This is a genomic window from Streptomyces sp. LUP47B (assembly GCF_001746295.1).
In the GTDB taxonomy this organism is placed as follows: Bacteria; Actinomycetota; Actinomycetes; order Streptomycetales; family Streptomycetaceae; genus Streptomyces.
The window spans coordinates 185,884-200,411 of the sequence record NZ_MJAH01000007.1 but is presented as its reverse complement, the minus strand read 5'-3'; the positions used below and the strand labels follow the sequence as shown (position 1 = coordinate 200,411).

The 14,528-nt window shown below is 70.2% G+C and carries 12 protein-coding genes and 2 pseudogenes; 11 read left to right on the top strand and 3 right to left on the bottom strand.

Annotated elements, in window-relative coordinates; genetic code table 11:
- Nucleotides 1-45 precede the first annotated feature (45 nt).
- The 5 genes from BFN33_RS23295 to BFN33_RS23275 all read left to right on the top strand — a co-directional run bounded on the left by BFN33_RS23295 (nucleotide 46) and on the right by BFN33_RS23275 (nucleotide 7,955).
- The gene (locus BFN33_RS23295; RefSeq protein ID WP_079140971.1) at nucleotides 46-1,479 is read left to right on the top strand and encodes a sugar porter family MFS transporter; all 1,434 of its coding nucleotides are present in this window, start codon (nucleotides 46-48) and stop codon (nucleotides 1,477-1,479) included.
- A 20-nt stretch (nucleotides 1,480-1,499) separates the two neighbouring features.
- Nucleotides 1,500-1,784: a WhiB family transcriptional regulator gene (locus tag BFN33_RS23290; protein WP_079140997.1), complete on the top strand. Its 285-nt coding sequence runs from the start codon at nucleotides 1,500-1,502 to the stop codon at nucleotides 1,782-1,784.
- Between the two features lie 112 nt (nucleotides 1,785-1,896).
- Nucleotides 1,897-4,716 carry an AAA family ATPase gene (locus BFN33_RS55275; protein ID WP_305144231.1) on the top strand — a complete coding sequence of 940 codons (2,820 nt, stop codon included), beginning with the start codon at nucleotides 1,897-1,899 and terminating at the stop codon, nucleotides 4,714-4,716.
- Nucleotides 4,717-4,892: 176 nt separating this feature from the next.
- The gene (locus BFN33_RS23280; RefSeq protein WP_069762049.1) at nucleotides 4,893-7,667 is read left to right on the top strand and encodes a LuxR family transcriptional regulator; all 2,775 of its coding nucleotides are present in this window, start codon (nucleotides 4,893-4,895) and stop codon (nucleotides 7,665-7,667) included.
- Nucleotides 7,668-7,757: 90 nt separating this feature from the next.
- Nucleotides 7,758-7,955, top strand: a complete 198-nt coding sequence (locus tag BFN33_RS23275) for a hypothetical protein (protein ID WP_069762048.1) — start codon at nucleotides 7,758-7,760, stop codon at nucleotides 7,953-7,955.
- A gap of 136 nt (nucleotides 7,956-8,091) precedes the next feature.
- Here BFN33_RS23275 and BFN33_RS54485 read toward each other — a convergent pair.
- Nucleotides 8,092-8,283: pseudogene (locus BFN33_RS54485) on the bottom strand (3-hydroxyacyl-CoA dehydrogenase NAD-binding domain-containing protein); the annotation flags it as partial.
- Between the two features lie 563 nt (nucleotides 8,284-8,846).
- On the opposite strand from BFN33_RS54485, the gene BFN33_RS23265 reads away from it, so the two are divergent.
- The 3 genes and pseudogenes from BFN33_RS23265 to BFN33_RS23255 all read left to right on the top strand — a co-directional run.
- Entirely contained in the window at nucleotides 8,847-10,220 is a 1,374-nt protein-coding gene (locus BFN33_RS23265) for a chloride channel protein (protein ID WP_069762046.1), read from the top strand.
- A gap of 196 nt (nucleotides 10,221-10,416) precedes the next feature.
- Nucleotides 10,417-10,809: a hypothetical protein gene (locus BFN33_RS23260; protein ID WP_141757990.1), complete on the top strand. Its 393-nt coding sequence runs from the start codon at nucleotides 10,417-10,419 to the stop codon at nucleotides 10,807-10,809.
- A 120-nt stretch (nucleotides 10,810-10,929) separates the two neighbouring features.
- Nucleotides 10,930-11,151, top strand: a pseudogene (locus BFN33_RS23255) (glycoside hydrolase family 15 protein); the annotation flags it as partial.
- A gap of 16 nt (nucleotides 11,152-11,167) precedes the next feature.
- On the opposite strand, the gene BFN33_RS23250 reads toward BFN33_RS23255, so the two are convergent.
- Nucleotides 11,168-11,530: a hypothetical protein gene (locus tag BFN33_RS23250; protein WP_256122842.1), complete on the bottom strand. Its 363-nt coding sequence runs from the start codon at nucleotides 11,528-11,530 to the stop codon at nucleotides 11,168-11,170.
- Nucleotides 11,531-11,819: 289 nt separating this feature from the next.
- Here BFN33_RS23250 and BFN33_RS23245 point away from each other — a divergent pair, with 289 nt between their 5' ends.
- Nucleotides 11,820-12,662, top strand: coding sequence for a hypothetical protein (locus tag BFN33_RS23245; RefSeq protein WP_069762042.1), 843 nt, complete (start codon nucleotides 11,820-11,822; stop codon nucleotides 12,660-12,662).
- A gap of 49 nt (nucleotides 12,663-12,711) precedes the next feature.
- Here BFN33_RS23245 and BFN33_RS23240 read toward each other — a convergent pair whose 3' ends face one another.
- Nucleotides 12,712-12,909 carry a hypothetical protein gene (locus tag BFN33_RS23240; protein WP_069762041.1) on the bottom strand — a complete coding sequence of 66 codons (198 nt, stop codon included), beginning with the start codon at nucleotides 12,907-12,909 and terminating at the stop codon, nucleotides 12,712-12,714.
- An 89-nt stretch (nucleotides 12,910-12,998) separates the two neighbouring features.
- Here BFN33_RS23240 and BFN33_RS53235 point away from each other — a divergent pair, with 89 nt between their 5' ends.
- Entirely contained in the window at nucleotides 12,999-13,151 is a 153-nt protein-coding gene (locus BFN33_RS53235) for a hypothetical protein (protein ID WP_176742452.1), read from the top strand.
- A gap of 274 nt (nucleotides 13,152-13,425) precedes the next feature.
- Nucleotides 13,426-14,481, top strand: coding sequence for an alcohol dehydrogenase catalytic domain-containing protein (locus tag BFN33_RS23235; RefSeq protein WP_069762040.1), 1,056 nt, complete (start codon nucleotides 13,426-13,428; stop codon nucleotides 14,479-14,481).
- Nucleotides 14,482-14,528 lie beyond the last annotated feature (47 nt).

Below are 14,528 nucleotides of genomic sequence, written 5' to 3'. Positions count from 1 at the left end.
GTGCCCGGTCATCAGCGCAGTCCCTCTGTGAAGGAGTCCTTGTCCATGACCGCGAACGCCTCTTCCGCAGGGCGGGCCCACTCGAGGGCCGCGCTCCGCCCGACCAATCTACGGCGCGTCACCTACATCTCGGCGGCCGCGTCGACCGGCGGCTTCCTGTTCGGCTACGACAGTGCCGTCATCAACGGCGCCGTCACCGGAATCCAGCACCGATTCGACGTCACCTCCAGCGAGACGGGCACCATCGTCGCCTCCGCTCTGCTCGGTTCAGCGTTCGGAGCCGCCGTCGCCGGACGTCTGGCCGACCGCATCGGCCGTCGGCGCGTGATGCACCTCGCCGCGGTTCTCTTCGCGATCAGCGCGCTCGGCTCGTCCATGCCCTTCTCCGTCTGGGACCTGGGCGCCTGGCGCATCGTCGGAGGTATGGCGATCGGCCTCGCCTCGCTGATCGGGCCCACCTATATCGCCGAGGTCGCGCCGCCCGACCACCGCGGGCGGCTGGCCTCGTTCCAGCAGGCGGCCATCGTGCTCGGCATCACCGCGTCCCAACTCGTCAACTGGGGCATCGCCCGAGGCGCCGACGGCAGGAGCGAGAACATGCTGGGTGCCCTGCATGCCTGGCAGTGGATGCTCATGGCCGCGGTCGTACCCGCGCTCGCCTACCTGCTCCTCACCCTGCGCATCCCGGAGTCGCCGCACTTCCTCGTCGCGAGGGGCCGTGAGGTCCAGGCCCTCGCGGTGCTGCGCGACCTGCAGGGCACGTACGCGGGCTCGGAGGAGCGGATCGCCGAGATCCAGCATGCGCTCAAGACCGATCACAAGCCGCGGGTACGCGATCTGCTCGACGGCCGCTTCGGGCTGCTGCCGATCGTGTGGGTCGGCATCGGGCTGGCCGTCTTCCAGCAACTCGTCGGCATCAACGTCATCTTCTACTACTCGTCGCTGCTGTGGCAGTCGGTGGGTATCGACCAGGCCAACTCCCTTCTGATCAGCCTGTCCACATCGATCGTCAACATCGTCGGAACCGTCGTGGCGATGCTGCTGATCGACAGGGTCGGCCGCAAACCGCTCGCGCTGACCGGATCGGCCGGCATGGCCGTGTCGCTGGCCTTCGCGTCCTGGGCCTTTTCCTACAAGACGGGCAGCGGCGGCCATCTGTCCATCCCGGACGCCCAGGGCACCGTGGCGCTGGTCGCCGCCCACGCCTTCGTGTTCTTCTTCGCGGTCTCCTGGGGTGTGGTGCTCTGGGTGATGGTCGGCGAGATGTTCCCGCTGCGGATCCGCGCCGCCGCGATGTCGGTGGCGACCGCCGCGAACTGGATCGCCAACTGGGCCGTCACCGAGAGCTTCCCCCGCATGTCGGACTGGAACCTGTCGTCCACCTACGCCGTCTACGCGGGCTTCGCCGTGCTCTCCTTCCTCTTCGTCGCCGTCAGGGTGCGCGAGACCAATGGCAAGAAGCTGGAGGAGATGGGATGACCGCGCCTGGTACCCACCTGATGAACGACCGTGTCCTGCCCGTCCGCCCAGCAGCCGGAGGGTGGCAGTCCGCAGCGTGCCGAGGTGTCGACATGACGACCTTCTTCCCCGCTCCGGGCGACCTGGCGACCGTCCGACGGGCACTGATGATCTGCGATGAGTGCCCGGTGCGGATTCCGTGCCGCCGGTACGCGCTCGACAACCGGGAGCGGTACGGGATCTGGGGAGGCCTGACCGAGGAGACACGGGAGACGCTCATTCGCATCGGGCCGCCGCCGGGCGTGAGTTCGGGTTCCGTCGGGTGACCGCCTTCGGATCCGGGCCTCGGGGCCGTGGTGCAGTCGAGACATGAGTCGTCCTACCGATGGTGCGATCGCGCCGAGGGTGTAAGGGGCCACGGCTAGGATGTGGTGCGACGTGACTCCCCGCACGGAGGAAGCCGCACATGCACAGCACAGCAGCCGGGGCCCTCCTGAGGCCGGACCGAACCCCCGCGCGATGATCGGCCGGGACGCGGAGCTGCGCATCCTGCGGGGGCTTCTGGCGGACGCGGCGGACGGCCGCGGCGGTGCGCTGTTGATCCACGGCACCGCCGGCCTCGGCAAGTCGGCACTACTGCGCACAGTCGGCGCCGAGGGCACCGAGAGCGGTTTCAGGGTGCTGAGCGCAGCCGGTGTGGAGACCGAGCTGTGGCTGCCGTTCGCGGCTCTGCAACTGCTGCTGCAACCGACCGCCGACGGCATCGCAAAGCTGCCGTTTCCGCACCGCACCGCGCTTGTCGACGCCTTCAGCGCCACCCAGACCGAGCCAAATATTTTTCAGGTCGCGCTCGCTGTTCTCGAACTGCTCGCCGACGAGGCCGACCGGCAACCGCTCCTGCTGCTCGTCGACGATCTGCAGTGGATCGATTCGTCGAGCCGAGACGTCCTCAGATTCGTCGCTCGGCGCACCCGCGATCTTCCCGTACTGATCGTGGCGGCGTCCCGGGCTCTCGACTCCCACGTTCCGAGCGGCCAGCCGGACCTGCACCTGCAACCGCTCGGCCAGTCCGCCGCCGCCGAACTGCTCGACGCGGGCGCCCCCGACCTGTCGGCGCCGCTCCGGGCTCTCATCCTGGAGCGCGCCGCGGGCAACCCGCTGGCCCTGGTCGAGCTGCCCAAGACGGTGCAGGTCAGCGCGCCGCAGCTGGACGATCTGCCGCTGACCCAGCGACTGGAGGACGCGTTCGCCGCGCGTACGGACTCGGCGAGCCCGGAGTGCCGAACGCTCCTGCTGGCCCTTGCCACCGAGCCCAGCGCGCCACTGAACCGGCTGCTGGAGGTGTCGAGCCGTCTGGCAGGCTCGACGGTTTCCGTGGACGCGGTGCAGGAGGCGGTCGACGCGGGCCTCGTCGGTTTGGTCGGCCGTACCCTCGAGTTCCGGCATCCGCTGATGCGCTCGGCGATCTACACCCGCGCCACGGTCGCCGACCGGCTGGCCACCCACCGCGCCATCGCCGCGGCCATGGCCGACACCCCCGAGCGCCGGCTCCTCCATCTGGCGGCCGCGACGCTCGGCCCCGACGAGGAACTCGCCACCCGGCTGGAACGTTTCGCCGACACCGCGCTCGCCCGGGGCAAGGTGGCCTCCGCCGTGCCGGCCCTGCGCCAGGCGGCCGAGCTCGTCCAGGACCCGCGCCGCAGGACCGAAATCCTGGTCCGGGCGGTCGAGTGGGCCAGCGAGATCAACGACCGGGTTCACACCCAGCTATTGCTGGACCGGGCCGACATGAGCGAACTCGGCCCGCTGGAGCGGTCCCGCCTCATGGTCGTATCCGACAAGGAGGCGTTCGAACCCGACGAACCGCACCGCCGGATCGAGGACATGGTGACCACAGCGGCCGGCGCGTTCGACGCAGGGGGCGTGCAGGTCGCCGAGAACCTGCTGTGGCGGGCGGCCGCCCGGTGCTTCTTCCAGGACGGCGACGCACGGGTGCGCACGCTGGCCGCTGCCGAGCTGGACCGGTGGAACCCCGATCCGGACGCTCCCGTCGTGCTGACCGTACGGGCGTACACCGAACCGTTTCGGTACGGTGCCGAGGTGATCGCGCGGCTCGGCGACCTTCGGCCGGACCGCCTGGACGGCCGGATCATGCATTTCCTCGGCAGCGGCGCGATGGTCCTGGGCGACGCCACCCTCGCCGCCCGGTACCTGTCACTGGCGGCCACGGCGTGGCGGTCGCAGGGCAGGCTCGGGCTGCTCGCCCGGTCACTTGCGGGCAGTTGGCCGCGGGTGTACCTCGGTCAGCTCGATCGGGCCCGCGAGGAGTCCGGCGAGGGACTCGCGCTCGCCGAGGAGACGGGGGAGTGGATCGTCTGGCTGGGAGTGAAGGCGACAGGCAGCCTGGTGGCGGCGCTGCGCGGGGAGACCGAGGACGCGGCACGGATGCTCGGCGAACTGCGCGCCCACCGGCTGTTCCCCGGCATGCCTTTCGCCGCCGTCATGGCGCAGCAGATTGAGGGCCTGCTCGCGCTCTTCGACGGCCGCCCGGCCGAGGCGTACGCCGCACTCGCGCGCGCGTTCGATCCGACGGACCCGCATTACCACTCGGTCAGCCGCTGGCTGCTCGCACCGGACCTGGCGGACGCCGCAGTAGCCGCGGGCACCGTGCAGCAGGCCCGGGAACTACTGGACGGACTGCCCGAGTTGGCTGCCCGACTGCCCTCGGAAATGATGGTGGTGGCCCACGTCTACACCGAGGCGGTGCTGGCGCCGGACGACACGGCGGAGGAGCACTACACCGCGGCACTGACCGCGTTGCCCGCCGACTGGGCGCTGGCGCGGGCCCGGCTGCATCTGCACCACGGCCGCCGACTGCGTCGGCAACGGCACAACGTCGACGCCCGGAATCCGCTGCGCAGCGCCCGCGACGAGTTCGACCGGGTCGGCGCGCGGCCCTGGGCCGAGATGGCCCGCGAGCAGTTGCGTGCCGCCGGCGAGGCGAGCGGGCGACGGCACGCGAACACCAGCGACCGGCTGTCGGCCCAGGAAATGCAGATCGCGGTGCTCGCGTCGCGGGGACTGAGCAACCGGGAGATCGGCCAGCGCCTGTTCATCTCCCACCGCACCGTCGGAGCTCACCTGTACCGCATCTATCCCCGCCTCGGGATCACCAGCCGGGGCAAGCTCGCTGCCGCGCTCGCCGCACTCCAGGACGGACATCCGGCGAGCGACGCGTCGGGCGCCGACTCCGGTTGACCACCCGTAGTCACCCGCCTGCTCGACTCCCGCCGGACCAGCACCGACACAGGGCAGCAGGCCTGCTCACTCGTTTGCGGGCCCGCAGGCGAGCCGATTCGTTTCCGGTCGACCGTGGGTGCGGCGATCAGCAGACGGATAACATACCCAGCGAACGTCCTGACAAGGGAGCTGCCATGGCGAGGCGCGTTTCACGGGCCCGGCTCCTCGGCAGGGAGAACGAACGCAAGGCTCTCGACGATCTCGTGGCAGGCGCCAGAGCCGGGCGCAGCGGCGTCCTGGTCCTGCGCGGTGAGCCCGGGATCGGCAAGACCGAGCTGCTGAGACATCTCCTCGGTCGTGCCACCGGATGTCGCGTCATCGAAGCGGCCGGCGTCCAGTCCGAGATGGAACTCTCCTACGCCGGCCTCCACCAGCTCTGCGCTCCTCTGCTCACCGGGCTCGACCAGCTGCCCGAGCCCCAGCGCGATGCGCTCGGCACGGCCTTCGGTCTGCGCGCCGGCGCCGCGCCCGACCGGTTCCTCGTGGGTCTGGCCACACTCAGTCTCATCGCGGACGCCGGAGGTGACCAGCCGCTGGTCTGCGTCGTCGACGACGCGCAGTGGCTGGACGAGGCATCCGCGCTGACCTTGGCGTTCGTGGCCCGCCGACTGCTCGCAGAATCGATTGTGCTCGTCTTCGCCGTCCGTGAACCCAGCGCCGGCCACACTCTCGGCAGCCTTCCCGAGCTGTCCCTCACGGGATTGACCGAGCGCGACTCCCGGACATTGCTCGACGCAGTTGTCACGGGTCCGCTGGATGAACGGGTGCGCGAACGCATTGTCGCCGAGTCACGCGGCAACCCGCTGGCCCTGCTCGAGCTGCCGCGCGGGCTGACCGCGGCAGAGACGTCCGGAGGGTTCGAGCGCCCGGACGCATGGCCGTTGTCGAGCAAGATCGAGCAGGGTTTCCTCCGCCGCGTTCAGGCGCTTCCGTCCGAGACCCGCCGCCTGCTGTACATTGCCGCCGCGGAACCGCTGGGCGATGTGACGTTGCTGAGGCGTGCGGCCGGGCGCCTCGGGATCGACGCCGACACGGCCGTCTCGCGCGAAGGCGCGGCGGACCTGATATCCCTCGGCACCCGGGTGCGGTTCCGGCACCCGCTGGTGCGCTCGGCGGCCTACCGAGCGGCGGACCCGGGCGAACGTCGAGAAGTGCACCAGGCGCTGGCCGACGCCACCGACGCCCGGCTCGACCCCGACCGCCGGGCCTGGCACCTCGCAGAGGCCGCCTCGGGCCCCGACGAGACGGTGGCAGCCGAACTGGAGCGCTCCGCGGGCCGGGCCCACGCCCGCGGCGGTATCGCTGAGGCCGCCGCGTTCCTCCAGCGCGCGACCGCACTGACACAGAATCCCGCGCGACGCGCACAGCGCGCGGTGGACGCGGCACAGGCCAAACTCCACGCAGGGGCGTTCGAGCCGGCCGCCACCCTCCTCGCCACGGCGGCGGCCGGACCCCTCGACGAACTGGGCCGCGCGCGGATCGAGGTGCTGCGCGCCGGGATCGCGTTCGCCCAGAACCGCGGCGGCGAGGCCCCGCAGCTGCTGCTCGCCGCCGCTGACCGGTTCGGCCGGCTCGGCGATGTCGCACTCGCTCGTGGGACCTACCTGGACGCCATCGCGGCGGCGATATTCGCCGGCCGCCTGGCGCGCGGCCCAGGGCTGCTGGAGGTGGGCGAAGCCGCCCGTGAGGTACCGCCGGCACGGCAGCCACAGGTGTCCGACATGGTGCTGGACGCCCTCGCCGTGCGACTCGTCGACGGTTACCCGGCCTCGGCACGGATGATGGAGCAAGCACTCGAAGCACTCTGCGACGAGCGTCTCCCCGCGCAGGAGCAGCTGCGCCGGCTCTGGCTCGCATCCGTCATCGCCTCGGACCTGTGGGACGACGAGCACTGGCAGGCGGCCGCGACGCGTCATGTGACGATCACCCGCGAGGCCGGAGCGCTCAGCGCTCTCCCCGACGCACTCGACTCCCGCGCGTTCGTGCACCTCATCGCCGGGGAACTGGCGGCGGCCGAGTCGCTGATCGAGGAGACCGCGGCGGTGTGCGCGGCAACCGGCAACAGCACCCCAGGGCGTGTGGGCCCCCTCGGCCTGGCCGTCTGGCGCGGCCGCGAAGGCGAAGCGCGTACGTTGATCGACGCGGCCCTGGTCGCGGCGGTGCCGCGGGGCCAGGGGGCCACAGTCACCGTCACACGCTGGTACGAGGCGGTGCTCTGCAACGGGCTCGGTCAGTACACGCAGGCGCTGGCCGCGGCCCGGGAGGCAGCAGCCGAGCAGCGGGAGTTCTCCTCGCCGCGGTGGGCCCTGGCCGAGCTGATCGAGGCGGCCGTACGGAGCGGCTCACCCGCGGCGGCCACCGATGCGCTGGAGCAGCTCTCGGAGGCGACGCGAGCCAGCGGCACCGAATGGGCGCTGGGCGTGGAAGCGCGCTCGCGGGCGCTGCTCAGCGAGGGCGACTCCGCGGAGCGGCTCTACCGTGAGGCGATCGAGCGGCTCGCCCGGACACGGGTCCGCATGGAACTGGCCCGTGTGCATCTGCTCTACGGGGAGTGGTTGCGCCGCGAGAACCGCCGCGCCGACGCTCGTGCCCAACTGGACGTCGCACACGAGATGTTCAGCCGGTTCGGGGCGGAAGCGTTCGCCGAACGCGCGCGAGGCGAGTTGCAGGCCACGGGGGCGAAGGTTCGCAACCACACGGTCGCGACGCCCACGTCTCTCACCGCACAGGAGGCGCAGATCGCCCGACTCGCCGGGAAAGGGCTCACGAACCCCGAGATCGGCGCCCAACTGTTCCTCAGCCGCCACACGGTCGAGTGGCACCTGCGCAAGGTGTTCTCGAAGCTCAACATCTCTTCCCGTCGGGAGATCCGTGCCATCCAGTTCGAGGACGAGGCGACATCGGCCTGACCAGTCCTGTCACAGAAGCTCGGGGTGCGTGGTCATCCCTTCAAACGGTTGTGTGAGCCGCGCTCCCCACGAACTGGCATGGAGGCAACAATGTTCGAGCACCGGACAGAGGCTGAGATGAGGCTGTACTCCGAGAGGATGGCGAGGGAACTCGCCCTGAAGAGGAGGCAGAAGGAGAGCGACGTCGAGAAGGACACCACCGAGGACGATGACGTCGTCGATACGCCCTCCTGGGCCGGCGAGACGCCCGAGACCACGGGAACGACGGTCACCACGGACCCGGAGTGAGCGGACTGACCTCCGGTGCGGGCAGTGCGGGCGACCGCCTTGTCGCGTAAGAGCGGTGGGCCGAACGCGTCGGGCCAATGGTCCGGGTGGCTGCTGGGTGACGGCGCTCGTTCGCTGGTCAGGGTGAGCGTGCGCCGTAGGAGCGGGCGCGGGTCACGGTGTCGGTGGCGGTGGTGAGCGCGGGGACCACCTCGACCAGCTTCTGCACCGGTACCGGGTTGAAGAAGTGCAGGCCCACGACCTGGGCGGGGCGGCTGGTGGCGACGGCGAGGTCGACGACGGGGAGCCAGGAGGGGTTGGTGGGCAGGACGGCCTCCGGGTCGGTGACCAACAGGTGCGAGGAGACCGTCGAACCGGTCACGAAGGGCCACTGACCTGCGGTTCTGCGCGCGGGCACGATGTGCGGTGGGGGCTTGGGGGCGGCATCTTGACGCTGACGGCTTTGCCGTGATGCCGAATCGGACACTGGCCCGCATGATCGGTCTTGAGGGTGAGCGCGTGGGCGGTAGCCGAGTCCGCGCCGTGTGCCCTGATGCTTCCCTGTACCAGTCACCATCACAGGGCGATCACGATCAACGTTACGTCCGGGAGGGCCGTGAGATCGCAGGAGACAGCCGCTGCTCCAAACCGGCCTCGGCACGCCGCTCTGAAGGCTCGGGCGACATGGTGGCAGGGGTACTCAGGGCTGTGTTTTTCGGCCCCACCATGCACCAAACGAACCGTAGGAGGAGCGGCCCGCCCACCGGCTGATGGGACTCGCGCCGATCCCTTTCGGCCCAGTGAGACACCATTTCGTTCCTGCCAGGACACCACGGCGGTCACGGCCGGCTGCCCCAGCTGCGGAGTCTCGATGCGATCCCGCTGTGGCGCGTGCATGTCGGGAGCCTCGCCGTGACCTCTGAAAGCCGTCCCGTCGCGCCCGACGGCAAGCCCCCTGCGGCCGCCACGGATCCCCTCTCGCTCGTCAGGAGCCGTGGTTACCTGGTGCTCCTCCTGATCGCGGCGGTTCTCGGCGTCCCGATCTCGGCGGCGGCCTTCGGTTTTCTCGCGCTTGTCAACAAGCTCCAGTCGCTCACCTACACGGACCTGCCCCAGGCTCTGGGTTTTCATGGCACGCCCAGCTGGTGGCCGGTGCCGCTGCTGGCCGTGGCCGGGCTCCTTGTCGGCCCGATCGTCCGGTACCTCCCGGGCAACGGTGGTCACGAGCCGGCGCGCGGGTTCGTGGCCTCGGGCCCGACCCCGACAGTCAATTTGCCCGGCGTGGCGCTCGCCGCGCTGGCGTCACTCGGCCTCGGGGCGGTCATCGGGCCGGAGGCCCCACTCATCGCCCTGGGCAGCGGTCTCGCCGTGGCGGCGCTGCGCCTGACGCGGAAGTCGTTCCCGAAGCAGGCGACCGCCGTCGTGGGAGCCTCCGGGAGTTTCGCCGCGATCAGCACCCTGCTCGGTTCGCCGCTGCTCGGAGCGTTCCTGCTCATGGAAATGTCCGGCTTTGGTGGAGCCATGCTCGGCGTCGTCCTGGTGCCCGGGTTGCTCGCCTCCGGCATTGGCGCGCTCATCTTCACCGGCCTGGGCTCGTGGACCGGCCTGGGCACCTACTCGCTGACGCTGCCGAACGTCCCCCATGCCGCCACACCGGATGCCGCCGGGTTCGGCTGGGCGCTCCTGATCGGAGTAGCGGCGGCTCTGCTCGGCGTCGGGATCCGGTGGCTCGCCCTCCATTTGCTGAAACTGGTCGAACCGCGACGGCTGACCGCCACCGTGCTTGCGGGTGTCATCGTCGGTGTGATCGCCCTGGTCTACGCGGAGTGGACCGGCCACCCGGCTTCGGGAATCCTGTACTCCGGACAGAGCGGCCTCGGTCCCCTTCTCACCGCCAACGCGCAGTATTCGGCAGGCGCGCTCACGGTGCTCGTCGCCTGCAAGGCAGTGGCCTACTGCGTGTCCATGGCAGCTTTCCGTGGTGGCCCGGTGTTCCCCGCCATGTTCGTCGGCGCAGCCGGAGGCATCGCACTTTCCCACCTGCCCGGACTGGGGGTGACCGCTGGACTCGCGATGGGCGTGGGCGCGATGTCGGCGGCGATGCTCAAGTTGCCCATGACCTCCCTGTTGCTTGCCACCCTTCTTCTGGGCCGAGAGGGGCTTACCGTCATGCCGTTGGTGATTGTGGCGGTCGTGGTCTCCTACGTCCTCACCCTCAGGTCGACCCCACCGCCGACCGCCGCACCCGCCACCGAGCAGGACACAGCCGGGCCGCCGAGCAGCTGAGCCAGGTGGTACGGCGCTCCGCAGCTCGACCTTCGGGCCCACCACAGCGCGGCCCACTCGCTCATGCGCCCGATGCGGAGGTGACCGTCGCTTGCACCCCCCCACGGGCCCCTACCGTTTGCGGCTCGCGATGTTGGTGCGTCTCATGGATCCCATGCAGCAACAGACTTCCTCACCAGATGGTGCCGTGCCACCGATGGAGCGATCGCACTGGGTGGCCTTCGCCGGAATCCTGCTCCTGGTCAGTGCCCTCTTCAACCTGCTCAACGGATTTGTGGCGATCTTCAATCACGGCTACTACTCGACCGTCTACTCCCAGGGCAATCGGTTGCTCATCCTCAACTACACGGCCTGGGGCTGGATCTGGGTCGCCATCGGCATCGTGATGGCCCTGGCCGGTCTCGGCGTTCTCGTGGGTTCCAGAGCGGCGCGACTGACGGGCGTCTGTCTGGCAGTGTTCTGTCTAGTCGGTCAGATGATCTTCCTTCCGGTCTACCCGTTCTGGTCTCTGAGCACGATGGTCGTGTCCGTTCTGGTCATCTTCGGTCTGCTGGCCGAGCCGCGGCACGTGCACGGCGTGCGCGTGTAGGGCAGAGCAGGACCGGAGGACTGCCGCCACAGGGGGGCATGGGTCGAGGCGGTTCCGCTTGTGGTGGCACCCGTACCGGCGCGATGCCCGCTCGTATCGGCGGCGCGCCCCGAGATCGCGTACGTCGACGCCCTGGCACGGGCCGGTCGGATCGATCAAGCCAGGCTGGTACTGGAGAAGATGCTCACGTACGCCAACCATCTGGGCCTGTACTCCGAAGAGATCGACCTGACAGGCCGGCAGCTGGGGAATTTCCCGCAGGCTTTCACACACCTTGCGCTGATCGATGCGGCCATCACACTGGACACGGCTCTTCAACAGGCACGTGAGGGCGGGAGATAGCCCGAGGGCGGCCGGCTCACTGCGAAGGTGGGGTGGAGCCGAGCAGTACGAGGCTGCCGCCTTCCTGCGGAGTGACCGGCTCGTCGCCGGTGACCGGTTCGAGTCGCCGGTCGGCCCGCACGACGAAGAGCGTGTCGTGGTCGGCGGGCACAGGGGCGGAGGCGGATTGGACGAGGAAGCGGGCTCCCGCCTCGTAACGCGCTGCCAGGGCGCGCCGGACAAGCGAACTGCCGAAGAGGATGGCGCCGCCAGTGTAGGGAGCGACCACGCCGTGGCTTTGATGGGGCGGGCCGACCCGGTAGACGGGGCCCTCGACATTGTCCTGCATCACGACCGAGGCGAGTGCGTTGAAGTCATCGTCGTCCGTGGCCAGGAACACGGCCGTCACCCCTTCCAGCCGTGCCCCGGGGTTGGTGGCCGTGGCCAGCAGATCGCCCCTGGCCAGTTACGCACCTGGCGTTCGACGGGCGACCGCTCATCAACGGGTCGACACACAGGTGAGCCGTACGTATCGGTCCGGCCGGCGGACTCCCCACATGCCGCCCTCGAACCGTCGCGGCCGGACGGGCCCGGGACGGCCAGGCTCCATGCCGCACCCTCGCGGGCTGTCGCTCGACACGACGGCGTTTCGCCCGTCTTCCGGTCCCGCCGATTCCTAAGCTCGGCCCGTGGGACAACCTGAGCAGCGCGCCGAGGGCGCAGGACCGTTCACCACCCGGTTCACCTGGCATCCTCCCGGCGGCGGCACTGCTGTGTGGGAGTCCCGGCTCGCGCGCCGACGTGGAGTACTCGCCGTCCGTCCCCGCGGTGCGGCGGCAACTCGGCACATCCGTGCGGACGACGTTGCCATCGCCCGCCTGCACAGACTCAACGCCATTGCGGCGATCGCCTTCGTCATCGGTGGGGGGCTCTTCGCCGCCGGCGCGGCCGTCGCCCAGTTCGGCTCCGGCGACGCCACCGAGTGCGCCTCGGTCTACTTCGCAGGCGGCCTGTTCTTCAGCACCGGCGGATACGTCTCACTGCTCCAGGTGATCAACGCGCCCCGCCGCGAAGGCGCCGGCGAAGGCCGGCTGGTAACCGGCCGCTGGCGGTGGTGGAGTTACGAGCCGATGCGGGTGGACTGGCTGAGCACGTTCGTCCTGTTCGCGGGCACACTCGTCTTCGCCGTCGACTTGCTTGATTCCTTCTTGCAGGGCTTGAACGTCCAACAGGTCAACAGGCTGATCTGGGTGCCCGATGTGATCGGCTGCGCCCTCTTCCTGATCTCCGGCCACCTGGGCTTCGTCGAGATCTGCCACGGCCGGCCCTGTCTCCGCCCGCACGACCTCGGGTGGCGGATCGTGGCCGTGAACCAGCTCGGCTCCGTCCTCTTCATGGTCTCCGCGCTGGCTGCCTATACCCGACCCGCCACCGACAGTCTCGTCAATACCGACATCGCCAACTGGGGCACCCTCACCGGCGCCTTGTGCTTCTCCCTCGCCGGCCTCCTCCAACTCGGCGAACACCCATAAGAGTCGCAGGCAAGGTGACGGAGTCGGGGCCGCTCGGTACCGGTGGCCCTCAGCTCGTCCCGGGCGACCTTCCGGCGACGCGGATCCGGTGTGCCGGGCCACCGTCCAGTCCGTGCCCCAGCTCTTCCAGGCAGGCATGCACGGTGGTCCGGACGAGGGCACGTGCCGTGCTGATGACACCGGCAGGCAGCAGCCGGTCCGCGCCCTGGTCCGCGTCGGGGGTACCGTCCCTGGTCCCTTCCGCCACCAGCGCATAGTGACGGTGCTCGTCCGGGCGGTGGTGTCGTCCAGGGCGCGGTCGCGCAGGACGCTCAGCAGGGCACTCAGCACGGTTCCGTGCGCTTCACCGAATACGGCGAGGTGATCGACGGGCTGCTCCGCCGCTCGCGACGCGCCCACGATGCCGGGCGTCGGCTCGCTTCGCATGTTCTCGGCGACGGTCTCAATGACGATCTGTCGGTCGGCCAAGACGCCCAGATCATGGGGTGAACGACGGCCGGGCGAGGGCCTGGTCGCGGTCTGCCTCGCCGAACTTACCGTTTCCGCAGACCGCGGTCCGGAAACGCCGCGACGCGTTCGCGGTCGGCCGCGGCCAGCTCGGGTGTCGGCTGGGCGAGGGTGCCGTCGAGGCCGCGCAGGGCGGCCGAATGAGCCTTTTCATGCTGAACCGAAGTAGGTGAGGGCTGGAAGCATTCTATTGAAGTCAGTTCAGTTCAGTGGCAACCTCAACGGTGTCGTACGGGACCGACACCGAGGAGGAAGCATGCTCGCCGCCAGGCTGTACGGAGCCAAGGATCTGCGGATCGAGGAGATGCCCGAGCCCGAGCCCGGACCGGGCGAGGTGAAGATCCGCGTGGCGTACGCGGGGATCTGCGGCACCGATGTGCACGAGTACTTCGAGGCGCCGCGGGCCACGCACGTCCCCAACCCGCTCACCGGCGCCACCCTCCCGCAGACCCTGGGGCACGAGTTCGCCGGGACCGTGGTGACCTGCGGGGGAGGGGTGGACCGGGTCACGCCGGGCGCCCGCGTCTGCGTACGGCCGATCCGCACCTGCGGAGTGTGTCCGCGCTGCACGTCGGGGCTGTCCCACCTGTGCACGGACCTGGCGGCGATCGGTGTGACCGCCCCGGGCGGCGGCCTCGCCCAGTACGTGGTCGTGCCGGCCGACTCTGTGCATCAACTCCCGGACGGGGTCCCGCTGGAGCAGGGCGCCCTGGTCGAGCCGATGGCGGTGGCCCTGAACGCGGTGGAGCGGGCCCGCGTGCCTCGTGGCGGCAGCGCACTGGTGACGGGCGCCGGCGCGGTCGGGATGGGCGCGTTGTTTGCGTTCAAGGCGCACGGCGTCGAGGACGTGCTGATGGTGGAGCCCTCGCCGTCACGCCGTGCGGCAGCCGAACGGCACGGGGCCCGGGTGCTCGACCCCGGCGCGGTCGACGTGGCCGCGGAGGCGATGGCCTTCACCGGGGGCCGTGGCGTGGACGCCGCCGTCGAATGCTCGGGCCGGGCCGACGCGCTGAACGCCGCGATCCGCTCGCTTGCCGCCCAGGCGCCGGTGGTGATGGTCGCCCTGTACTCCGGCCCCGTGACCATCGACGCGTCCGTCGTGCGCCTGGCCGAACTCGCCCTGCTCGGCTGTGAGGCCTACCCGGAGGGCGTCTTCGAGAGGGTCGTCGCACACATGGCGAGCGGTCACTACCCGACGGACGGCTGGCTCGACCACATCCCCCTGCACGACACCCTCGCCGGGCTGCACGACGTCCGGGACGCGCGACGGCTCAAGGTCCTCGTGGACATTCCGGACGGCAGCGGGAGCTGAGCCGGGCGGACGGCGGATGTCCGCCGGGGCAATCTCGACCAGGGGGT